Origin of the sequence: Tautonia sp. JC769 (assembly GCF_040717455.1) — a bacterium.
Classification (GTDB): domain Bacteria; phylum Planctomycetota; class Planctomycetia; order Isosphaerales; family Isosphaeraceae; genus Tautonia.
In genome coordinates this window covers 427,412-448,459 of record NZ_JBFEFH010000001.1, presented here as the reverse complement: position 1 = coordinate 448,459, position 21,048 = coordinate 427,412, and the positions used below count along the sequence as shown (strand labels likewise).

Annotated in this window: 18 protein-coding genes; 12 read left to right on the top strand and 6 right to left on the bottom strand. The window is 66.9% G+C overall.

From position 1 onward, the window contains the following. Positions 1 to 37: 37 nt before the first annotated feature. The gene (locus AB1L88_RS01835; RefSeq protein WP_367094917.1) at positions 38 to 1,474 is read right to left on the bottom strand and encodes a sigma 54-interacting transcriptional regulator; all 1,437 of its coding nucleotides are present in this window, start codon (positions 1,472 to 1,474) and stop codon (positions 38 to 40) included. A gap of 164 nt (positions 1,475 to 1,638) precedes the next feature. After that, positions 1,639 to 2,433, bottom strand: a complete 795-nt coding sequence (locus AB1L88_RS01830; protein WP_367094916.1) for a S24 family peptidase — start codon at positions 2,431 to 2,433, stop codon at positions 1,639 to 1,641. A 529-nt stretch (positions 2,434 to 2,962) separates the two neighbouring features. Between AB1L88_RS01830 and AB1L88_RS01825 the strand changes: the two genes are divergently transcribed. The 7 genes from AB1L88_RS01825 to AB1L88_RS01795 all read left to right on the top strand — a co-directional run bounded on the left by AB1L88_RS01825 (position 2,963) and on the right by AB1L88_RS01795 (position 9,647). Further along, complete coding sequence (locus AB1L88_RS01825) at positions 2,963 to 3,676, top strand: MarR family transcriptional regulator (protein WP_367094915.1); 714 nt, start codon at positions 2,963 to 2,965, stop codon at positions 3,674 to 3,676. A 123-nt stretch (positions 3,677 to 3,799) separates the two neighbouring features. Then, positions 3,800 to 4,633, top strand: coding sequence for a Fe-S cluster assembly ATPase SufC (gene sufC, locus AB1L88_RS01820; protein ID WP_367094914.1), 834 nt, complete (start codon positions 3,800 to 3,802; stop codon positions 4,631 to 4,633). 83 nt (positions 4,634 to 4,716) lie between these two features. Further along, the gene (sufB, locus tag AB1L88_RS01815) at positions 4,717 to 6,132 is read left to right on the top strand and encodes a Fe-S cluster assembly protein SufB (RefSeq protein WP_367094913.1); all 1,416 of its coding nucleotides are present in this window, start codon (positions 4,717 to 4,719) and stop codon (positions 6,130 to 6,132) included. Positions 6,133 to 6,355: 223 nt separating this feature from the next. Then, on the top strand, positions 6,356 to 7,726 hold the full coding sequence (sufD, locus tag AB1L88_RS01810) for a Fe-S cluster assembly protein SufD (protein ID WP_367094912.1): 1,371 nt from the start codon (positions 6,356 to 6,358) through the stop codon (positions 7,724 to 7,726). 129 nt (positions 7,727 to 7,855) lie between these two features. Continuing rightward, positions 7,856 to 8,710 carry a sulfurtransferase gene (locus tag AB1L88_RS01805; protein WP_367094911.1) on the top strand — a complete coding sequence of 285 codons (855 nt, stop codon included), beginning with the start codon at positions 7,856 to 7,858 and terminating at the stop codon, positions 8,708 to 8,710. A gap of 64 nt (positions 8,711 to 8,774) precedes the next feature. After that, the gene (locus AB1L88_RS01800; protein ID WP_367094910.1) at positions 8,775 to 9,224 is read left to right on the top strand and encodes a SufE family protein; all 450 of its coding nucleotides are present in this window, start codon (positions 8,775 to 8,777) and stop codon (positions 9,222 to 9,224) included. Positions 9,225 to 9,290: 66 nt separating this feature from the next. Beyond that, entirely contained in the window at positions 9,291 to 9,647 is a 357-nt protein-coding gene (locus AB1L88_RS01795) for an iron-sulfur cluster assembly protein (protein ID WP_367094909.1), read from the top strand. Positions 9,648 to 9,804: 157 nt separating this feature from the next. Here AB1L88_RS01795 and AB1L88_RS01790 read toward each other — a convergent pair whose 3' ends face one another. Beyond that, the gene (locus tag AB1L88_RS01790; RefSeq protein ID WP_367094908.1) at positions 9,805 to 9,951 is read right to left on the bottom strand and encodes a hypothetical protein; all 147 of its coding nucleotides are present in this window, start codon (positions 9,949 to 9,951) and stop codon (positions 9,805 to 9,807) included. Positions 9,952 to 10,187: 236 nt separating this feature from the next. Between AB1L88_RS01790 and AB1L88_RS01785 the strand changes: the two genes are divergently transcribed. Further along, positions 10,188 to 11,828, top strand: coding sequence for a hypothetical protein (locus AB1L88_RS01785; RefSeq protein WP_367094907.1), 1,641 nt, complete (start codon positions 10,188 to 10,190; stop codon positions 11,826 to 11,828). A gap of 33 nt (positions 11,829 to 11,861) precedes the next feature. Here the strand turns inward: AB1L88_RS01785 and AB1L88_RS01780 are convergent, their stop codons facing one another. Beyond that, entirely contained in the window at positions 11,862 to 13,685 is a 1,824-nt protein-coding gene (locus AB1L88_RS01780) for a hypothetical protein (protein ID WP_367094906.1), read from the bottom strand. A gap of 297 nt (positions 13,686 to 13,982) precedes the next feature. Between AB1L88_RS01780 and AB1L88_RS01775 the strand changes: the two genes are divergently transcribed. After that, on the top strand, positions 13,983 to 14,912 hold the full coding sequence (locus tag AB1L88_RS01775; RefSeq protein ID WP_367094905.1) for a PIG-L family deacetylase: 930 nt from the start codon (positions 13,983 to 13,985) through the stop codon (positions 14,910 to 14,912). Positions 14,913 to 15,158: 246 nt separating this feature from the next. Here AB1L88_RS01775 and AB1L88_RS01770 read toward each other — a convergent pair whose 3' ends face one another. Continuing rightward, positions 15,159 to 16,076, bottom strand: coding sequence for a DUF4394 domain-containing protein (locus tag AB1L88_RS01770; RefSeq protein ID WP_367094904.1), 918 nt, complete (start codon positions 16,074 to 16,076; stop codon positions 15,159 to 15,161). A 766-nt stretch (positions 16,077 to 16,842) separates the two neighbouring features. Beyond that, on the bottom strand, positions 16,843 to 17,340 hold the full coding sequence (locus AB1L88_RS01765; protein WP_367094903.1) for a hypothetical protein: 498 nt from the start codon (positions 17,338 to 17,340) through the stop codon (positions 16,843 to 16,845). A gap of 592 nt (positions 17,341 to 17,932) precedes the next feature. On the opposite strand from AB1L88_RS01765, the gene AB1L88_RS01760 reads away from it, so the two are divergent. From AB1L88_RS01760 to AB1L88_RS01750, 3 genes are all read left to right on the top strand, one after another. Continuing rightward, positions 17,933 to 18,250: a helix-hairpin-helix domain-containing protein gene (locus tag AB1L88_RS01760; protein ID WP_367094902.1), complete on the top strand. Its 318-nt coding sequence runs from the start codon at positions 17,933 to 17,935 to the stop codon at positions 18,248 to 18,250. An 80-nt stretch (positions 18,251 to 18,330) separates the two neighbouring features. Continuing rightward, on the top strand, positions 18,331 to 20,394 hold the full coding sequence (uvrB, locus tag AB1L88_RS01755) for an excinuclease ABC subunit UvrB (protein WP_367094901.1): 2,064 nt from the start codon (positions 18,331 to 18,333) through the stop codon (positions 20,392 to 20,394). Between the two features lie 142 nt (positions 20,395 to 20,536). After that, complete coding sequence (locus AB1L88_RS01750) at positions 20,537 to 21,037, top strand: DUF4174 domain-containing protein (protein ID WP_367094900.1); 501 nt, start codon at positions 20,537 to 20,539, stop codon at positions 21,035 to 21,037. Positions 21,038 to 21,048 lie beyond the last annotated feature (11 nt).

Genomic DNA, 21,048 nt, shown 5'->3' with positions numbered 1-21,048 from the left:
CGGGTGAAGCCCAGGCGAGGGGGTTCTCCGGGATCCCTCAGCGGCACGATTCCTCGCGGTCGGCATCGCCCCGGGGGGGACCCTGGCCCCCCTCGTCCTCCGGATCGCCGGCCAGGCCGAGTTCCTGGACCCGACGATGCAGCCGAGTCCGGGAGATGTGCAACATCTTGGCGGCCAGCGACTTGTTTCCCCGGGCCGATCGCAGGGCTCGCTCGATCAGGCGGCGTTCGAGGCGTTCGAGCATCGCGTCGAGCGGGAGCTGCTCCTGCGCCTGGGCGGGGGGCAAGTACGCGCCGCCGAGATGCCCCTGAATGTCCGGAGGCAGGTGCTCGGGACCGATCGTCTCGGAGTCGGCCCGTTGATGGGCGAACTCGACCACCCGGGCGAGCTCGCTCAGGTTGCCGGGCCAATCGTACTGCTCGAGCGTCTCGATCGCCTCGGGGCGGAAGCCGAGGCGCCGAAGCCCGGTCCTCCGGTTGGCCCGATCGAGGAAGTGCTGCGCCAGGACGGGGAGCTCCTCCAGCCGATCGTGGAGCGGCAGGAGGCGGATCACCAGGGCCGAGAGGGCGTAGTACAGGTCGGACCTGAGCCGTTGCTCTCGCACCGCGGCCTCCGGATCGCCGCCGGAGATGGCGAGGATGCGGAGCTGGGCCGCGTCGGGGAGGGTCAGGGCCTCGTGCAGCCGGGCCTGGAGATCCCTGGGGAGTTCCAGGACGTCTCCCAGGACCAGGGTCGCCCCGGGCTCGAATCGAAGCCGAGGGGCCCCCTCGGGCCGGGCCACCGGATCGCCGAACAGCTCCCGGTCGAGCACCTCGGCGGGGAGGGCCGCGCAGTCGATCACGACGAACTGGGCATCCGACCGCCCTGCCCGCCGGTGGAGAGCCCGAGCCACCTGGTGCTTCCCCGACCCGGGAGGCCCGACGATCAGGACCGGGGCCTTCGCCAGCGAGGCGGCCTCGATCTGCTCGATCAGCCGTCGATGAGCCGGGCCGGACCCGATCAGGGCATCCGAGCCGAATCGCCGCTCGAACGCCTCGCGGAGCATCCAGAGTTCCGCGCGGAGGCGAGCCCCGGGGGATTCGGGGGCGAGAGACGCCTCGTCCATCGGCCGGACCAGGCCGAGGATGAACAGCACGCGACCGTCTCGGTCGTGATGGGGCCAGAATTCGAGCCGGCGGAGATGGCGGGCGTCGCCATCCCGGTGCTGGATCCGGACGATCGTCGAGACCGCGACGCCGTCGATGACCTCGATGGGAGGCTGGAAGCCGTCGAGCGTCTCGGAGTGCTGGAGGTGCCGGTCCGCCGCGTCGTCGGAGCGTCCCAGGGCCGTCGAGGCGGGGATGCCGGTCAGCTCCTCCCAGGCGGGATTGACGTAGAGGAAGCGTCCGGTCGGTCCGAGCAGGAAGACCGGTTCTCCGGAGAGTTGCAACAATGTCTCCGGGCGCCTGGGGCCCGAGGATCGGACTGCTGCCATGAGGGCCGGCACGATCGAGGGGATGAGCTCTGCCGACATCGACGGGCGTCGCCGCCCGAGGCCCACGCCTGCCGGCGAGATCGCAAGCAGCGATCAGGATCGGTCGCGGAGGCGTCCGATGCAAGCACCGACCACGCCCGATTCCGAAATTCGGGCGCGACAGATCAGGAGAACCGGCTCCAGGACCAGACCACCTGGCCCAGGATCGGCCCCGAGCCCTGCCCGACGGCCGCGGGCTCGATGGCCACGGTCGGCGTGTTGGGGCTCGATCGGTTCGGCCGGAGGATCAGGTGCCGACCGCTCAGCTCGAGCCATCGGATCACCGCCCGGCCCTCGACCCGGGCCGCGACGATGCGTCCCTGCAAGTCCTCCGCGCCCCGGACGGCGCAGTCGACGGCGACCATCGAGCCGATCGGGAGGATCGGGTGCATCGCGTCGTCCTCGACCCGGAGGGCCACCGTCGACTTCGGGTGCTTCAGCCAGCCGTGATAGACCAGGATCGAATCGACCGCCCGCAGGGGGGTCACGTCCCCGGCGAGGTCCTCGGAATTGACCACGCTGACGGTGACGAACTCCTCGGCCGGCTCGGCGTTGTCGTGGTCGACGGCCAGGGCCTCCGGATCGCGCTCTTCGAGCTTCTCCAGGCCGCGCCGGATCAACTCCTGAGGGGTCAGGTCGGAGAGGACCTGGTCTTCCAGGCCTCGACGATAGCGGGGCCCTTCGCCCGAGAGGAGCCAGACGGGGTTGACCCCCGTCTGGTCGATGAAGGCGAGCAGGACCTCGGCCGGGACGGTGACGCCGGTTTCGTAGTTGTACCAGGTGCGGGCGGGCAGGTTCAGCCGCCTCGCCAGTTCGGGGCCGCCATGCTCGCCGAAGAGCTCCTGGCGGACCTCCTTCAAGCGGTGAGAGATCACCGTCTTGAGCTTGAGGCGGGAATGCGAGGTCTTCTTTCGTGCCACAATCAGAACCCCGGCGGGGGACCTCCCGAAGCAACGCCGCTCGGGGCCGGCACGGCAGCCGAACCGCGGCCTAAGTTGGTTAAATTAGAAATCCGTGGATGGTTGTCAAGAGGCCAGGAGCCTCACCGTCTCCGGTGGAAGCCACCTCGCTTCACCCACGCCATCGCCCGTCGATGACGCCTGGTTGCGGGTCAGGATTGCATCAAGGTTGGATCAGCCAGTGAGTTCTATGAAGATACGGGCGTTGCATCCATATCCTGGTTTCCCATTTTCGTCATGGATGTTTCCCGGATCGATCGTACCCCCTGCTGATGGAGCACGCCATACCCCTCCGCTTTCCTGATTAAACGCCGACGGTCGACCCGTTGTGACGCGACGTCCGATCCGCGCGCCTCCTCGCCTTCGCCCGCCCCTCCCGCGATTTTTCACACTATTTTTTGCGGAAAAATCGAATAATTCGTGGACGATCCCCCCCGCTCCCGTTTAGAATCATTCTCGTGACGCATGAGAGGGGGGAGGGCGATTGACCATGACCACCCAGTTCGACCGCCACGGCTTCGAGGCGGACAGCTCCGACCGCCCGCTGCTGGATCTGATCCGGCGGCGGGGCCCGCTGACGGTCGCCGAGATGGCCGCGGAACTGGGTGTCACGGCCACCGCCGTCCGCAATCGCCTGATCCGGCTCTGCGGGGCCGGCCTGGTCGAGCGTCGGGCCGAGCACGTCGGCAGGGGCCGCCCGCGGCACGTCTACCAGGCGAGCGTCGAGGCCCACCGCCGGCTCGGCCAGAACTACGCGGATCTCGCCGTCGCGCTCTGGGAAGAGCTGATGCGCAACGTCGAGGACCGGAAGCTCAGGCGCATCCTGTTCGCCCGGATCACCGACCGCCTGGCCGACCTCTACCGCGCCGAGGTCCGCGGCCGGGGCTGGCAAGAGCGACTCGAGCAGCTCGGCACCGTCCTGCACGGCCGGGGGGTCGAGACCGAGGTCGCCCAGCGGGGCGACGCCATGCCGGTCCTCGAGCTCCACTCCTGCCCCTACTTCGAGCTGGCCGAGGCCGACCGCGACATCTGCGCCCTGGAACGCAAGATGTTCGAGAAGGTCCTCGGCCAGGGGCTCCGCCTCAGCCAGTGCCGACTCGACGGGCACCGGTCCTGCGATTTCGAGGCCAAGCCGACCCCCACCCCGCCTCAGACCCCGACACCGACACCGACCCCCGACCCTTCTCGGGCCCAGGCCAGTTGACCGAGCTTGCGGTCACCCATGCCCGGCCCGCCCCGATTGCCCGGATTCACTGGAACTGAATGCCGGTCGGACCCCGCGCCGGCCGGCAGCACCCGCGACGAGAGCCACCGAGGCCACCGAACGATGAGCAAAGTCCTGGAGATCAAGAACCTTCGCGTCGCCGTCGAAGGCAAGGAAATCCTCAAGGGGGTCGACCTGACCCTCCGCCAGGGGGAAGTCCACGCCTTGATGGGCCCCAACGGTTCGGGCAAGAGCACGCTGAGCTACGCCCTGATGGGCCACCCGAATTACGAGATCCTCGAAGGATCGGCCACGATCGACGGGGTCGATCTCCTGGAGATGGAGGCCGACGAGCGGGCCAAGGCGGGATTGTTCCTCGCCTTCCAGTACCCGACGTCCATCCCCGGCGTCACCGTGGCCAACTTCCTCCGGCACGCCGTGACTAACGTCCGGAACCCCGACCGCAAGGAAGGGGAGGAACTCATCCCGATGCGCGAGTTCCGCAAGGACATGCGCGGCGTGATGAACGAGCTGGGGATGGACCCCGAGTTCGCCCGCCGCTACCTCAACGAAGGATTCTCGGGGGGTGAAAAGAAGCGGGCCGAGGTGCTCCAGCTCGCCATGCTCCAACCCTCGTTCGCCATCCTCGACGAGACGGACAGCGGCCTGGACATCGACGCCGTCCGGATCGTCTCCGAGGGGGTGAACCGCGTGGCCGAACGCCAGGGGACGGGCGTGCTGGTGATCACCCACTATCAACGCATCCTCACCTACATCAAGCCGCAATTCGTGCACATCCTCTTCGGCGGCCGGATCGTCGAGAACGGCGGGCCCGAACTGGTCGATCAACTGGAACGCGAGGGCTACGACTGGATCCGGGCCAAGTATCCCGAGGCCGCCAGGGACGAGGACGAGTTGGAGGAGCGTGCCGGCCTGACCTCGTCCTCGGCCTTCTGAGCTTGGCAGCCCAAGGCCTCGCAATCATCCCGAGTGTTCGCCCGCGTCGCCCCAGATCATCGCCCGAAGGTGGAGAATCCCGCATGGCAACCGACCTCAACGCCCAGGTCAAGGGCATCAACGAAGAGTACAAGTATGGCTTCCGCGACTCGGACGCCAACTACAACTTCAAGAGCCAGAAGGGCCTGTCCGCGGAGGTCGTCAACCAGATCTCCGAGATGAAGGGAGAGCCCGACTGGATGCGGCAGATCCGCCTGAAGGCCCTCGAGGTCTTCTGGCAGAAGCCGACCCCGAACTGGGGCGGCCTGCTCTCGGAGCTCGACTACAACGACATCTACTACTACATGAGGGCCGCCGACCGGCAAGGCAAGTCGTGGGACGACGTGCCGGCCGACATCAAGCGGACCTTCGACAAGCTCGGCATCCCCGAGGCCGAGAAGAAGTTCCTCGCCGGCGTCGGCGCGCAGTACGAATCGGAGGTGGTCTACCACAGCCTCCGCGAGGACCTGCAGAAGCTCGGCGTGATCTTCACCGACACCGACTCGGCCATCCGGGAGTACCCGGACCTCGTCCGAGAGTACTTCGGCACGATCATCCCGCACGACGACAACAAGTTCGCCGCCCTGAACACGGCCGTCTGGTCGGGCGGCTCGTTCGTCTACATCCCCGCCGGGGTGAAGGTGGACATCCCGCTCCAGGCCTATTTCCGGATCAATGCCGAGAACATGGGCCAGTTCGAGCGCACCCTGATCATCGTCGAGGAAGGGGCCCAGGTCCACTACGTCGAGGGCTGCACCGCCCCGATGTACACGACCGAGAGCCTCCACTCGGCCGTCGTCGAGATCATCGTCAAGAAGGGGGGCCGCTGCCGCTACACGACCATCCAGAACTGGGCGAACAACATCTACAACCTCGTGACCAAGCGCGCCGTCGCCCACGAGGACGCCCTGATGGAGTGGGTCGACGGCAACCTCGGCAGCCGCCTGACCATGAAGTACCCGGCCGTCCACATGCGCGGCAAGGGGGCCCGCGGCGAGATCCTCTCGATCGCCTTCGCCGGCAAGGGCCAGCACCAGGACGCCGGCGGCAAGGTCGTCCACGAGGCGCCCTACACCTCCAGCCGGATCATCTCCAAGTCGATCTCGAAGAACGGCGGCCGGTCGAGCTACCGGGGCCTGCTGAAGGTCATGGACGGGGCGAAGGGCTCGAAGTCGAACGTCGTCTGCGACGCCCTGATCCTCGACCCGATCAGCCGGTCGGACACCTACCCCTACATCGAGATCGAGGAAGACGACGTCAAGCTCGGCCACGAGGCCAGCGTCTCGAAGATCGGCGAGGAGCAGCTCTTCTACCTGATGAGCCGGGGGCTCTCCGAGGCCGAGGCCAGCACTCTCATCGTCTCCGGCTTCATCGAGCCCCTGGTCAAGGAGCTGCCGATGGAGTACGCCGTCGAGATGAACAAGCTGATCCAGCTCCAGATGGAAGGCTCGGTCGGCTGATCAGCACCCCTTGCCACGCCCCGACCATCGGTTCCCGGCCCGCCCCGCCCGGGGACCGATGGCGTTGATCTGTTGCCTCCTCCATGCCCCGGTCGGCACCCCGTACGACCGATCGTGCTTCGTCCGCGGATTCCCGCGCCTCCTTGCGCCGGTCGAGCCCGCCCCGACGTATCGGCCGATTGAATCTGTCCGTCTGCGACCCAAGACATCAAGACCAAATGCGATGAGCAGCGCCACCACGACCCCAGCCGCCGGCGGCTTCACCGACGCGACCTTCACCTCGTTCCTCGAGACTCGCGACGAGCCGAGCTGGTTACTCGACCGCCGACGATCGGCGTTCGAGCGGTTCAAGGCCACGCCACTCCCGACGCTTCGGGACGAGGAATGGCGACGCACCGACATCCGTGCGCTCAAGCTCGACCGGTTTGCCCCCCCTCCTGCTCGCGAGCCCTCCGAGGCGGCCCGGAAGGCGCTCGAACCGGCAGCCTCCGGTCTTGATTCCCATTATGGGACCGGCATCGCCCAGGTCGATGGGTTTCCCACTCGGCTCGCCGAAGCTCAGAGGCTCGGCGGGGCGGTCTTTCTCGACCTCGCCTCCGCGATCAAGGAGCACCCCGACTTGCTCCGCGATCATTTGATGACCGAGGCGTTCCAGGTCGACGCCGACGCCTTCGCTGCACTTCATGCGGCCTTCTGGACCAGCGGCGTCGTGTTGTATGTGCCGAAGGGGGTCAAGGTCGAGGTGCCGTTGTTCCACCTCGTCGGACTCTCGCCCGAGGGGACCACGGATCTCAATCACACCCTCGTGCTGCTCGACGAGGGGGCCGAGGCGACACTCGTCCAGGAAACCGCCGGAGCACGCCGCGGGAACGAGCCCGGCCTGCACGTCGGCGGCGTCGAACTGATCCTCCGCAGCAATTCGCGGCTGCGGTTCGTGAACGTGCAGAACTGGGACGATGCCACCTGGCATTTCAGCCGCGAGCGGGCTGTCGTGGGGGCCGGGGCGGCCCTGCAATGGACCGTCGGCGGGCTCGGCTCGCGGCTGGCCAAGGTCAATCAGGATGTCGCGCTCGTGGGCGAGCGGGCCCGGGCTCAGGTCAACGGCGTCATGTTCACCTCGGGGCGTCAGAACCTGACCTACATCACCCGGCAAGACCACGTGGCGCCGCACACGACGAGCGACCTGCTGTACAAGGGCGGCTTGAAGGACAAGTCGCGCCTCGTCTGGCGGGGGATGATCAAGGTCGAGCCGGACGCCCAGCACACCGACGCCTACCAGAAGAACGACAACCTCGTCCTCGACGAGGACGCCCGGGCCGACTCGATCCCCGGCCTCGAGATCGAGGCCAATGAGGTCCGATGCACGCACGGGGCGACCGCCGGCCCGGTGGACCCGGAGATGGTCTTCTACGCCCAGGCCCGGGGGGTCGATCGCGCCTCGGCCACGCGGCTCATCGTCGAAGGGTTCTTCGCCAACGTCTACGACCGGATCAGCGTGGAACCGGTCCGAGACACCCTGGCCGACGCCGTGGCCCAGAAACTCGGCCATGGCAGCTCGTCCTCGCTCAGCCTGGCCGAGGCGGCAGACTCCTGAGGCAAGGTGCCCCGCCCCCGTCGCTCTTCAGTCTCCCTCGAACGCTCAGGCGTTCCCCGATCCAAAGGGCGTTCGCGCCGATCGGGGATCGTTGAATCCCTCGTGATCGAATCCAGGATCCCCCCGACCATGGCCGAATACGCACATCCCGAAATCCTCGTCTCCGCCGACTGGGTCGAGCAACACCGCGACGATCCCAGGGTCCGGATCGTCGAGAGCGATGAAGACATCCTGCTCTACGACATGGGCCACGTCCCCGGCGCCGTCAAGATCGACTGGCAGGGCGACCTCCAGGACCAATTGATCCGAGACTACATCGACGCCGAGAAGTTCGCCGAGATCTGCTCCCGAAGCGGGATCGCCAACGACACCACGGTCGTCTTCTACGGCGACAAGTCGAACTGGTGGGCCTGCTACGCCTTCTGGGCCTTCAAGCTGTTCGGGCACGATGACTGCCGGATCATGGACGGCGGCCGCAAGCTCTGGATCGACCAGGACCGGCCGCTGAGCAAGGAGACTCCCAGCTATCCCCGGACCGACTACACGGTCAAGGGGAGCGACCCCTCGGCGATCCGGATCTTCCGCGACGAGGTGCTCGCCCACCAGAAGGCCGGCAAGAAGCTGATCGACGTGCGGAGCCCCGGCGAGTACACCGGGGAACTCCTGCACATGCCCGATTACCCGCAAGAGGGTTCGCTCCGCGCCGGCCATATTCCCGGCGCGAAGAGCGTCCCCTGGTCCCGCGCGGTCAACGAGGACGGCACCTTCAAGTCGGCCGACGAATTGAAGGCGATCTTCGAGCAGGAAGCCGGGCTGAACTCGGCGGACGAGGTCGTCGCCTACTGCCGGATCGGCGAGCGGTCGAGCCTGACCTGGTTCGTCCTGACTTACCTGCTCGGTTATCCCAAGGTGCGCAATTATGACGGTTCCTGGACCGAATGGGGGAACCTCGTCGGCGTTCCTGTTGCCCGAGGCTCCGAATAAGTCCCGGCGCCTCGTCTCGGAACCGCTCTGACCGACTGGCCCCGAACCCGAGGGAGATGGACCGTTGCCCCCTGCGCTCGATGAACTCGTCGAGGAACTGCGCGAGGCCGATCGCCAGGAGCGGATCGAACTCCTGATCGACCTGGCGAACGACTTGCCGCCGCTCCCCGACCGGCTCTCACAGAAGAAGGACGAGGAGCACCGGGTGCCCGAGTGCCAGTCGCCGGTCTTCCTCTTCCTGGAACGCGAAGGGCCTCGTGTCCACCTCTTCGCGGACGTCCCGCCCGAGGCCCCGACCGTCCGGGGCTTCGTGTGCCTGCTGGTCCGGGGGCTCGACGGCGCCTCGGTCGAAGACGTCCTGAGCGTCCCGAACGACCTGATCCAGCGGTCCGGCATGGCCGAGCTGCTGGGCATGCAGCGCACGGCCGGCCTCTCCGGCGTCCTCTACCGGCTGAAGGCCATGGTGGCTCGCACCGAGGCGACGAGCGAGCCCGATCAGGCCCCGGAGCGCTGAGGACCGACCCCACCTTCGTCCCGCAAGTCCGATCGTCGCCGCCTTTTTTTCCTGGATTTCCTCGCCATGACCGACTCCGCCACGCCCCAGCCCGAATCGTCTCCGCCGCTCGACGCCGGTCAAGGCCCCGATCAGGAGGTCGTCCTGACCGCGTTGAAGGCCGTGAAGGACCCCGAGATCGGCGTCAACATCGTGGACCTCGGCCTCGTCTACACGGTCGCCAGCCGAGAGGGCGAGGTCGACGTCGAGATGACCTTGACCTCGCCGGCCTGCCCGGCCGGCCCCCAGATCATCCGGGAGGCCACCGAGGTGATCGAGTCGCTCCAGGGGGTCTCGAAAGCCAACGTCCGGCTGGTCATGAATCCCCCTTGGTCCCCGGACCGCATGTCGGAAGACGCCCGGGACGAGCTGGGGATGTTCTGACCGCTGCGTTGCGATCGTGTCGCGTGGGTTCTCGGCCTTCAAGGGCCACTGACTCGTCACGCGCAAGACACGGGGCCGGGCGTCGACCCATGTCAAAATGGGTCGACGCCCGGCCCCGTTTTCAAGCAAGGCTTCGTCACCGAGACTCGAAGCGGCGTCAGGACTTCTTCTTGCCGCCCGCGAATCGCAGTTTGCTCGGGTTCCGCACACCGATCCGCTTCCGACGACGACCCTTGGCCACCGGGGAGCTGTCGGCTCGTTTCCGCCACGCATAGCTTTTGCGATGCTTCGTCTTCTTCTTCATGACAAGGGCTTCCCGTGTCGATCTGGACCGCCACCCGGTTCGAAGGGGCGAGAAACCATGATTATGGCCTGAGCACCGCCCCCGGTTCAAGGTATCCTGGGCCGGAATTTCCCCGCCGATGTCCGAAACCCTTCGGCGCCGAGACTTGAAGGCGAGGCGCCCGCTTCGTACACTCGTAACAGGCCATCGGCCCATCCAGAAATTGCCCGGCAGGTCCAGACGAGGGAGCAAGGCAAGTGAGCGACTTCGACTCGCAGATCGGCAGGGTCTGGCGGCGATTGCGGTTCCAACGGTTCCTCTCGGCCCTGGTCTGGTGCCTGGGGGCAGCCCTGTTCCTGACGGCGGTCGCCATCGGCGTCGGGAAGATCATGGCCGAGCCGCTCCCCCTGAGCCATCCGCTCCTGTTCGCGGCCGCCGGGGGGGCGGGGGTCACGCTCGCCCTCCTGATTGCCGTGCTCGGCGGGCCGAGCCGGCTCGACGCCGCCGTCGCCATCGACCGCGCCTTCCACCTGAACGAGCGACTGGGCACCGCCCTCACGCTCCCGGCCGACCTGCTCGAGACGCCGGCCGGGCGTGCCCTGATCGAGGACACGAAGCGGCATCTGGACTCGCTCGACGTCGCCGGCCCGTTCGGCCCCAAGGTCCCCCGGGCGGCCTGGCTCCCCGTGGCGACCGGGCTCCTGGCCGTGGGTCTCCTCTTCGTACCCGAGCTTTCACGGGCCACGACCACCCAGGCCGACCCGATCGATCCGGAGCAGCTCGAAGCGATCGCCAAGCAGGCCGACGCCCTGAACAAGAGGATCGCCGAGACCCGGCAGAAGCTCGATCAGGCCGCCTTCGCCGAGAGCGACAAGCTGCTCGTCGAGATCGAGAAGGCCGCGGAAGCCCTGTCCAAGGCCCCTCCCAGCGAGAAGGATGAGGCCTTGGTCAAGCTCAACTCCCTGACCAATGCGCTGGAAGAACGACAGAAGCAGATCGGCGATTCCCAGCAGGTCAGCAAGAAGCTCCAGCAGCTCGACCAGATGACCTCCGACGGCCCGGCCGACGAGTTCGCCCGAGAGCTGGCGAAGGGGGACTTCCAGCAGGCCGCCGAGAAGGTGAACGAGTTGCGCGACAAGCTCCTCTCCGGCTCGATGTCCGACCAGGAGAAGCAGGATCTCCGCGAGCAGCTCGGCGAGATGAAGCAGCAGCTCGAAGAACTCGCGAACCTCGACGAGCGGAAGAAGCAGCTCGAAGAGGCCCGCGACCGGGGCGCGATCAGCCAGGAACAGTTCGAGCAGCAGATGGCCCGGCTCAACGACCAGGCCGAAGACCTGCAGAAGCTCCAGCAACTGGCCCAGCAGCTCGGCCAGGCGCAGCAACAGCTCTCCGAGGGGGATCTCCAGCAAGCGGCCAATGCGCTCGGGATGAGCCAGGAGCAGCTCCAGCAGATGGCCAGCGACCTGGCGGAACTGGAGATGCTCGACTCCACCATGGCCGACCTGGAGATGGCCAAGGACGGCATGACCGGCGGCGACGGCCTGAACCAGATGGGCGACCGCCTAAGCGGCATGAATGCCTTCGGGCAGAACATGGGGAACAACCCCGGGAACGGGCTGGGCCAGGGTCGCGGTCAGGGCGATCGTCCGATCGCCGCCGACAACACGAGCACGTTCAACACCCAGGTCAAGCAGCAGCTCGGCCGGGGGAAGGCGGTGCAGGAAGGCTTCGGCCCCCCGAATGCCCAGACGATCGGCGAGAGCATCATCGAGGCCCAGGCCGTCACCGAGGCCAGCACCGCCGCCCAGGCCGAGGCGCTGACCAACCAGAAAGTGCCCCGGCACATCGAGCAGCACGTCCAGAGCTACATCAATTCGTTCCGCGATCAGGACGACTGATCCGCCCGCCCGGGGGGCAATCACGCCCCGAGCTCAGTCCGACTCGGCCTGCTCCGGCTCTCCCCATTCCAGGGCGATCTGGAGCACGCCGAGATCGTCTCGATAGTCCTCGTCCTGTTCCCGGCCGAGCTGCTCGAAACGAAGCCGATTCTCGCCGAGCTGCAGCCGATCCAACGGGATCGGAATCCGGAGCCGGCGTGGGGTCCGATTCGGGTCGCGGACGTGGCGATTCAGGGCGTCGAACTCCTCGCCATTGATCCGCAGAATGGTCCGCTGGAATCCGGCCCGGAGCTCCTCGGCGAACCGCCCGCCCTCGAATTCCCCTTCGACATGCACGGCATCGATCACCAGGGAGATCGGCCCCTCGGGGATCGCTTCGATCGGGAACGTCACCTCGTACTCGTCGGCATCGGGCAAGGGGGGATCGAGTTCGGGCATGATCTGATCGCCCAGGTGTCGGGCGTGCGGGTCGATGACCTGCCGGCGCGTCCGGCCGAGGAATTCCAGCTCGCGGAGCCGATCCCTCGGGATGGTCACCGTCCCGACATACGGGACCGCGATCCGGTAGCCGTCCCGGTCGACGCCCTCGATCATCCCCTCCAGCCGGTCCGATCGCGATTCCGGGTCGCCCACCGCCCACTCGACCCGCACCCAGGTCCCCGCGAGCGGTTCCGAGGCGACCGCGACGCGGCGGAAGAAGATCCCCGCCACCTGGGACCACGACGCCTCCCGAACGGTCCCGAGGATCCGGATGCGGACCCCTCGCTCGTCGGCCGACTCGACCGAACCCCAGATCTGGTCGCCGGAAACCAGGCGTAACTCGTCCTGGGTCGGGTCGATCTCGGGGGAGTTCGTCGGCTCGAACGAGCGGATCACGTGGAGGTCATCGACCCGGGCGACGACCTCTCCCGCGTCGCCTGCGTCTCGGGAGGCTTCGGCCTGGAATCGGACGGCCAGGAGCGACCCCCTCGGCCCCCCCCCTCGGCCCAGCTCGTTCCCGTCGATGGTCAGCAGGGTTCGCCCCGGGCCGAACCGAACGACGAGGCGATGCCACCCCGGCTCGAGGATCAAGGGTTGCACCACGATCTCCGGGCCCCCCCGCGACTCGACCGACGGAAACTCGTCGCGCCAACCGAGCACGACCCGCGTGACCTCCTCGCCGTTCGGGCCGTCGAAGATCAGATCGGCGAACCAGCGGTGGCCGGCGACCCGCTCCCCTTCCCAGTAAAACGAACACTCGAACCGACCGGCATCGACCGGTTCCGGGAGGCTTAGTCGGGCCTGCGAGCCGGCCGGCTGGAGTTCCAGGAACGACCCGTCGTCGTCCTCCCGCGGGGCGACGGCCGCCCCCGGCTCGAGCGTCCAGGGTTCCAACGGGTCGGCCCCTTCGAACCGATCGAGGAAGACCTGGGCCTCTCCCGGCCGCTGGATCAGGGACGACACCGCCCGGCGATCGATGGTCACCGGCTGGTCGTCCGGCCCGAGCGTCATCGCGATCGCCTGCTCGTCCACGGCAAGCAGTCGCCCGGAGAGGCGCTGATCGAACCCGATCGAGAGGAGGAACGGCTGCGATTCCTCCGCCCGGCGCGCGGCCGGCTCCTCCGCGCCGAGGCCTTGCAGGCGGGCAATCCGTTCGACCGGGATCGGGGAGTCTCCCGAGTCGGGCTGGAAGACGATCAGGCCGTCGGGGGACGTGCTGAGCTGCCCCGAGACGCGTTGGCCATCGCGCAGTTCGGCCGACTCGCGGCCCCCCGGCGGGAGTTGGCCGCCTCGGAGCCCCATCGGCCCGAGTGCCATCAGGCCGATGCCGCACAGGCAGCAGGCCAGTCCGCGAGCAGGCGATTTCCGGGCAATCACGGTGCGACCTCCGGGCCGTTTCGGGTTCGTCGGACGACCAATACTTCGCGCGTCTGCGTGCTCGATCGGGGGCTTCGGGAGCGGATCGGACGGCCCGATGCGCGACCTCGATCCGCCCCGAATCGGGGGGGACGGTCACGCCGTCTGGGCGAGCTCCGCCCACCGATTGCCAGTGTACCGGGAACGATCGCCGCTGTCGGCGCCCGGCAGCGAGTGCTCGACCCGGGACGCGGACCGCGATAGAACCATTGCTACACGGACCTCAATCTGCCTCCATCAGACAGGAGACCACCGCCGATGACCTGGACTTCACCCGCCCGGCACCTCGCATGGCTTTCGCTGGTTCTCGTCCTCCCCTGGTGCCAGGCCGCCTCCGGCCAGGACGACGCCGCCGACGCCGATCGGCCGCTCCGGATCATCGTCTTCGGCGCCCACCCGGACGACTGCGAGTTGAAGGCCGGCGGCACCGCCGCCCGATGGGCCAAGCTCGGCCACAAGGTCAAGTTCGTCAGCACGACCAACGGCGACATCGGCCACCACGAGATGGCCGGCGGCGCGCTCGCCCAGCGCCGGACCGCCGAGGTCGAGCGCTGTGCCGAGATCCTCGGGATCGAGACCGAGGTGCTCGACATCCACGACGGCGAGCTGATGCCGACGCTCGAGAACCGCCGGACGATCACCCGGCTGATCCGGGAGTGGGAGGCCGACCTCGTCATCTCGCACCGGCCGAACGATTACCACCCCGACCACCGCTACACCGGGATCCTCGTGCAGGACGCGGCCTTCATGGTCATCGTCCCGTTCTTCTGCCCCGACGTGCCGGCGCTGCGGAAGAACCCGGTCTTCATGTACTCCGAGGACGGCTTCCAGAAGCCGAACCCGTTCCAGCCCGACGTCGTCGTCCCTATCGACGAGGTGCTCGACCAGAAGGTCGCCGCCATCGACGCCCTCGGCTCGCAGTTCTACGAGTGGAACCCGTGGCTTTTCGGGTACCTCGACGAGGTGCCCGACTCTCCCGAGGCCCGGCTCGAATGGACCCGGGAGCGGGCCCTGAACCGCTGGGGGGGCGTGGCCGATCGCTTCCGCGACGCGCTGGCCGAATGGGTCGGCGAGGACGCCGCTGAGCAGGTGAAGGTCGCCGAGGCGTTCGAGATCTGCGAGTACGGCTCTCAGCCCTCGAAGGAGGAACTGGCCCGACTCTTCCCCTTCTTCGGCGAGGAGGAGTAACCCCTCGGGTGGAGGAGAACGAAACCGGAAATCATGAGCAAGGTGGCATGGGAACCCGCAGCCGGTTCCCAAGCCACCCCCCCTCGCCTCTCTCTCGCGGAGCCTGGTACCCTCCGACGAATCCCGGTCTGCACGAGCAAGGCTCGCGATCATCGACGTTCAGGCCAGAGTTCCGGCGAGGGATCATTCACACCCGCAAACCGGAAGGCGAGGTTCGGTGCGTGGTCAGGACGTTCGATCGGCGGGTCAAGTGGCCGACTCGCGGCGACGGCGGCGACGAAGGATCATCACCCCCGGGGCCACGGCACCGATGGCCAGCATCGCCAGCGTGGAGGGCTCGGGCACGGGAGTGACGGCCAGGCCCGTGATCGTCCCGAATTCGCTGCCGAAATCGCCGACCAGGGTCGCCGCACCGGTGGTCAGGTCGATCGTATAGAGGGCCGAGTTGTTGGAGTTGACTGTGTTCAGCAGGGCGAAGGCCATGTTGGTCCCCGTGCTCGGGTCGAAGAAGATGTCCAATCCGGCATCCTCGGTGAAGTCGACCCCCAGGCTGCCGACGGTCGTCAGCGTGCCGGCGTTGTTGCCCAGGATCGCCAGGATGTCCAGATCCGAATCGAGCACGTACTGGACCGTGGAATCGGACATGATCCCCAGCAGGCTGTTCGTGTAGCCATTGGCGACCACCTGGGGGTTAGCACCCTCGTTGGGATCGCCGGCGACGTAGAACAGGTCGTTGACCAGGGTGGTGGACCCGTCATTGGGGTTGAAGACGATATTCGTCTCCAGCTCCGTGACGACGCGGGCCCGGTCGATCGTGGGGTTGAAGTCGATGCCCAGCCGACTGGTGTTGGTCGGCACCACCGGCGAGGAGCTGGCCAAGGTCGTATTGCCGGTCTTCACGTCGATGATAACGTATTCGTCGGAGGAATCGACATACCCGTACAATTGCCCGGTCAGCGGTCGGAAATCGATGTCGTCGAGACTGTTGACGGCACCGCCGAGGACGATGGTCGTGGCCGTCCCGGGGGTGTCGGTATGGAAGGCATGCAGTGTGGTGCCGCCGTTGCCCAGCACATAACCGATCGAGCCGGCCGAGGCCGGTCGTGGTGTCGCGGCGGCAACCATGCCCATGAGGGCCGCGACGAAGGCCATTCGAATATACATGAAGTCGTCTCCTGGTGGAACCAGTAGAGTGGGGAAGGCAGGCACCGTCACGCGACCGAACCACGTAGTCCGACGAAGTGACCGGGGCGTCCCTCCCCAGAAGGCCGTGTCAACGGCCGGGCCCACCCTAATGACTTTCACTCGCCCTGTACAAGGATTTTTGGGCTCATGGGCTCTCGATTCCGAGCAATGACGAAAAATTTCGTCATTGCTTGACGGTTTGATCATTCTGCCTACAAGGTCGGGTCAAAGTACGCAGCTGTGATCGGGTTATGGGTGATGTCGGGTCGGGTGGCGGACCCGATGGGGGCCCCGAGGAGGGGGAGATTTCTTGGAGATCTCGCCCGGATTCGCGGTCGAACCCCCGGGCGACGTCGTCGACCGCGGCGTGACGCCCTTGGATCGAAGGATGAACTCACCCAAATTCGGTCCGTGATGCGACCTCCCGACTTCGGTTCGTCGCGAGGTTCCCCCTCATCCCCCGACGCGAAGGCGAGACGCGGGAGAGCCCAAGGGGCCCCGGCACGGACCACGGGAGCGCCCGGCATCCGATCCCTACGCGACGCGCCGACTGGAGCCGGCTGCCCCCCCCTCCTCCCCCTCCCAAAACAACAACCCCCGGGTCTCCCCCGCCGTCACCAAGACGATCGAGGGACCCGGGGGTCGTCGGAAGGAAGGCTGCTGCAAACCGAGGCGGGATCATCCGGGAAGGGTCAGGGGTCCGTCCCGGACGCTCCATCGTAGCGACTCACGGTCGAGCGTAAGCTCAGCCCCCGCCGGGGACCGTGCCGACCTCGGGACCACCGCAGCGGCGGAGGTAGTCCTTGTCGATGTAAATCACTTCGACTCGGGCGTCTCGGTGATTGAACGGGATCGGATAGTCAGACCAGTACAGCTCGTCGAAGTAGACGGTGCACTTGTAGTGGCAGTGGATCAGCTGGCAAGGCCCGGCCAGGGGATAGACCTTGCAGGGATCGACCGACTCGCCGATCTTCTCGATCACGAAGCGAGCGTTGTTGCGCTGGACCGTGTAGAACGGGTCCATGCCGGCCCGGAACTTGGGCACCTTGGCCCAAATCTCCGCCTCGCTGGGCGGGTCGAGGCACGGCGGCGGTGCGAATTCGCCGGGGACCGGGTCGAGGATCGGCACCCGGTCCAGCTCCTCCTTGGCGATGTCTTCTTCCAGCCGCTGGGACTGGGAAGGCAAGATCGGCCAGGCGAACGACCATCCGGTCGGGTGAAGCGGCGAGATATTCCGAAACACGTACGGGATGCCACATCCGCCAATGCCGGCGGACATTGTCAGAAATAGGGCACCCGTCAACAGGCCGCGAACCCATTTCGGGGTGTGCGGGCCCCGGTGCCGCGCGGAACGGGTCATTGTGTCTTCCCCTCCTTGGGATCAATCGCCATCCGTTCGGGGGGCCCTCCACCCCTCCGACTCCGGCGCCGGGACCACTCTCGCCTTGACGGACTCCGACGATCCCCGTCGGTTCCGGCGAGAGGCCGGCCCAGGTTCCTGGCTCGTAACGGTTATCGAACCAAGATCGCTCCGGCTGTGAGAAATTCCGCGACGCCGGTGGAGGCCGCGGTTTCCCGGTCAATCCCGATTTTAGGATCGATCGAGCGTTTCCAACGGAAGGATCGGCCCAACCGGCATTTGATCTTGAGTCCTGCCGGACCGCTCGCCAGAAAGACTCGGCTTGAGTCCCGCCGCCCCTCGGCCCTAAACTGTAATTCTGTCGAGCAACTTCGGGTTCATCGGCCACGCGTAGGCGGTCCTCCGGGAGGGATGTTCCATGCCTGGTCAGCGGCCACGATGGGGGTGGGGGCCGTGGCATCGGGGGATCCTTGCCGTGCTGACCGCGACCCCGGCGACCTGGCTCTGGCTCGTCGCCCCGAGGGGGGCGCCCTCGCCCGATGCCGCCCCGCCGCCGTTCATGGTCGTCGAGATCAATTCCGCCCCGCCCCTGGCCCTGCTCGCCCTGCCCGGCCTGGGGCCGACCCGGGTGCATCGGATCCAAACCGCCCGCGACGAGCGGCCGATCGCGTCGCTCGACGACCTCGCCCGGCGCGTGAAGGGGATCGGCCCGGCGACGATCGAGGGAATCCGGCCGTACGTTCGCGTCGACGCCCCCCCGGATGACGGGCCGCCGGCACGGCCTTCGCGTTGATTCCAGGCAACACGCCACGCCGATCCCGCTCGCCCGATCGCTTTCTCCCCCTTTGAACGCGTCACCCCATCGAGGCCGCCATGTCCGAGTTCCGGATCGAACGCCCGTTTCCCCCGGCCGGCGACCAGCCGGCGGCGATCGAGGCCCTGGTAACGGGGGTGACCGAGGGCAAGGGGCACCAGACCCTGCTCGGCGTCACCGGCTCCGGCAAGACCTACACGATGGCCAACGTCATCGCCCGGCTCGGCCGGCCGGCGCTGGTGCTCTCGCACAACAAGACGCTCGCCGCCCAGCTGTACGCCGAGTTCCGCGACTTCTTCCCGCACAACGCCGTCCGGTATTTCGTCAGCTATTACGACTACTACCAGCCGGAAGCCTACATCCCCCAGCGCGACATCTACATCGAAAAGGACGCGTCGATCAACGAGGAGATCGAGCGCCTCCGCCTGGCCGCGACCAGCGCCCTGGTGAGCCGCCGCGACACGATCGTCGTCTCCTCGGTCTCCTCGATCTACGGCCTCGGTTCGCCCGACGACTACCGCAAGATGATGGTCCACCTCCGCCTGGGCGACATCATCGACCGCGACGAGATGCTCCTGAAACTGGTCGACATCCAGTACGACCGCAACGACATCTCCTTCGAGCGCGGCAAGTTCCGGGTCCGGGGCGACGTGGTCGAGGTCTGGCCCGCCTACGAGGAGACCGCCGTCCGGATCGAGCTGTTCGGCGACGAGGTCGAGACCCTGGCGGAGATCGACCCCATCTCAGGGGCCGTCATCGAGAAGCGCCCCGATCTTTACATTTACCCGGCCAAGCACTTCGTGCTCCCCGAGGAACGGATCAAGGGGGCCGTCGATGCCATCAAGGAGGAGCTCGATCAGCGGCTGAACCAGCTCAAGGAGCACGGCAAGCTGCTCGAGGCCCAGCGGCTCTCGGCCCGGACTCGTTACGACATGGAGATGCTCCTGGAGGTCGGCTATTGCCAGGGGATCGAGAATTACAGCAGGCACCTCTCCGGGCGGAAAGCCGGAGAAACGCCGAATACCTTGCTCGACTTCTTCCCCGATGACGCCTTGATGTTCATCGACGAGTCGCACGTCACAATCCCGCAGGTCCGGGGTATGTTTGCCGGAGACTTCAGCCGCAAGAGCACGCTCGTCGAGCACGGGTTCCGCCTGCCCAGCGCACTCGACAATCGCCCCCTGCGCTTCGACGAGTGGGAGACGAAGCTCGGCCCCCGTGTCTATGTCTCCGCCACGCCCAGCGACTATGAAATCACCATGTCCGGTGGTGAAGTGGTTGAACAGGTGATCCGGCCGACGGGACTGGTCGACCCGGTCGTCCGCGTCGAACCGGCCCGCGGACAGGTTCCCGCCCTGCTCGAAGAGGTCCGCCGACGCGCCGAACGGGGCGAACGCATCCTGATCACCACCCTCACCAAGCGGCTGGCCGAGGAGCTGTCGCGCTACCTCAAGGAGCAAGGCACCCGGACCAAGTGGTTGCACTCGGAACTCGACGCGTTTGAACGGGTCCAGATCCTCCGGGAGCTCCGCGAAGGGGCGTTCGACGCCCTCGTCGGCGTGAACCTGCTCCGAGAAGGGCTCGACCTGCCCGAGGTCTCGATGGTCTGCATCCTCGATGCGGACAAGGAAGGCTTCCTCCGCAGCGAAACGAGCTTAATTCAGACCATCGGCCGGGCCGCCCGCAACGTCAACGCGGAAGTCGTCCTCTACGCCGACACCGTCACCCGCTCCATGCAGAACGCCATCGACGAGACCAACCGTAGACGGGCCAAGCAACTCGCCTACAATGAAGAACACGGCATCACCCCCGAGACCATCCGCAAGGCCATCCGACGCGGCATCGAGGAAGAGATCCAGGCCCGATCCATCGCCCGCAAGGCGGTGGGCAAGAACGAAGACGCCGCGATCACGGAAGAATATCTCAACGAGTTGGAAGGCGAAATGCTCCAGGCCGCCGAGTCGCTCGAATTCGAGCGGGCCGCGGCGCTTCGCGATCGGATCGTCCAGTTGCGATCGCAGATCGAGGGCGGCCCCGAACGCCCCCTGGCGACCCCCCAGGCCGTGGGTGCTCGGCGTCGAGGGGGGGCGAAGAAGGGGCGGAGCCGCCCGAAACCCGGTTGATCCCACCCCTGCGACCGATCAAGCCAGCCCTCCCGATCCGCTCCCGCACGTGATCCGAGTCATAACCTATTCTTGAGATAAAACACGCATCCAAATCCAGACGCGTGAGTGTCTTCGAGCATTTCCGAGAGGAGTTTCCGCTGTGTCCCTGCGCACCTTGATCTTGCTCAGCCCGTTCGTCCTGGCCGTGATCCTGGGCCGGGCCGTGACGATCCCCGAAGAATCCCCCGAGCGAGAGACCGGGCCCCTGCACAACTTCTCCATGAACCGATACCTGGGGAAGGACCGACCGCTGCTCGTCTTCTCGCCGTCGAGGGAGGACGCCTCGTACTGCGAAACCATGATCATCTGGAATCGGAACGTCCCCGAGCTGGAGGATCGAGACCTCGCCCTCATCGAGGTGTTCGAAGAGGGGATCAGTCGCGCGAAGGGCCGCGAGATCCCTCGGGACTCCGCGGCCGAACTCCGGTCGAAGTACCAGGTCGAGCTCGGCAAGCTGACCATCATCCTCGTCGGCAAGGATGGGACGGAGAAGGGGCGGTTCGACCAGCTCTTCCCCCTGCAGGACGTGTACGACCACATCGACACGATGCCCATGCGGAAGCAGGAAGTCCGATCGCGGCAGGATGCCCGTTCGGAGTAAGCTCTCAGGGA

Excerpts from the sequence above, each read along its gene's own strand:
- sufD (WP_367094912.1), top strand. The coding sequence starts at position 6,356 with ATGAGCAGCGCCACCACGACCCCAGCCGCCGGCGGCTTCACCGACGCG.
- AB1L88_RS01805 (WP_367094911.1), top strand. The coding sequence starts at position 7,856 with ATGGCCGAATACGCACATCCCGAAATCCTCGTCTCCGCCGACTGGGTC.
- AB1L88_RS01770 (WP_367094904.1), bottom strand. The coding sequence starts at position 16,076 with ATGTATATTCGAATGGCCTTCGTCGCGGCCCTCATGGGCATGGTTGCC.
- AB1L88_RS01795 (WP_367094909.1), top strand. The coding sequence starts at position 9,291 with ATGACCGACTCCGCCACGCCCCAGCCCGAATCGTCTCCGCCGCTCGAC.
- AB1L88_RS01825 (WP_367094915.1), top strand. The coding sequence starts at position 2,963 with ATGACCACCCAGTTCGACCGCCACGGCTTCGAGGCGGACAGCTCCGAC.
- uvrB (WP_367094901.1), top strand. The coding sequence starts at position 18,331 with ATGTCCGAGTTCCGGATCGAACGCCCGTTTCCCCCGGCCGGCGACCAG.
- AB1L88_RS01835 (WP_367094917.1), bottom strand. The coding sequence starts at position 1,474 with ATGGCAGCAGTCCGATCCTCGGGCCCCAGGCGCCCGGAGACATTGTTG.
- sufC (WP_367094914.1), top strand. The coding sequence starts at position 3,800 with ATGAGCAAAGTCCTGGAGATCAAGAACCTTCGCGTCGCCGTCGAAGGC.
- AB1L88_RS01790 (WP_367094908.1), bottom strand. The coding sequence starts at position 9,951 with ATGAAGAAGAAGACGAAGCATCGCAAAAGCTATGCGTGGCGGAAACGA.
- sufB (WP_367094913.1), top strand. The coding sequence starts at position 4,717 with ATGGCAACCGACCTCAACGCCCAGGTCAAGGGCATCAACGAAGAGTAC.
- AB1L88_RS01775 (WP_367094905.1), top strand. The coding sequence starts at position 13,983 with ATGACCTGGACTTCACCCGCCCGGCACCTCGCATGGCTTTCGCTGGTT.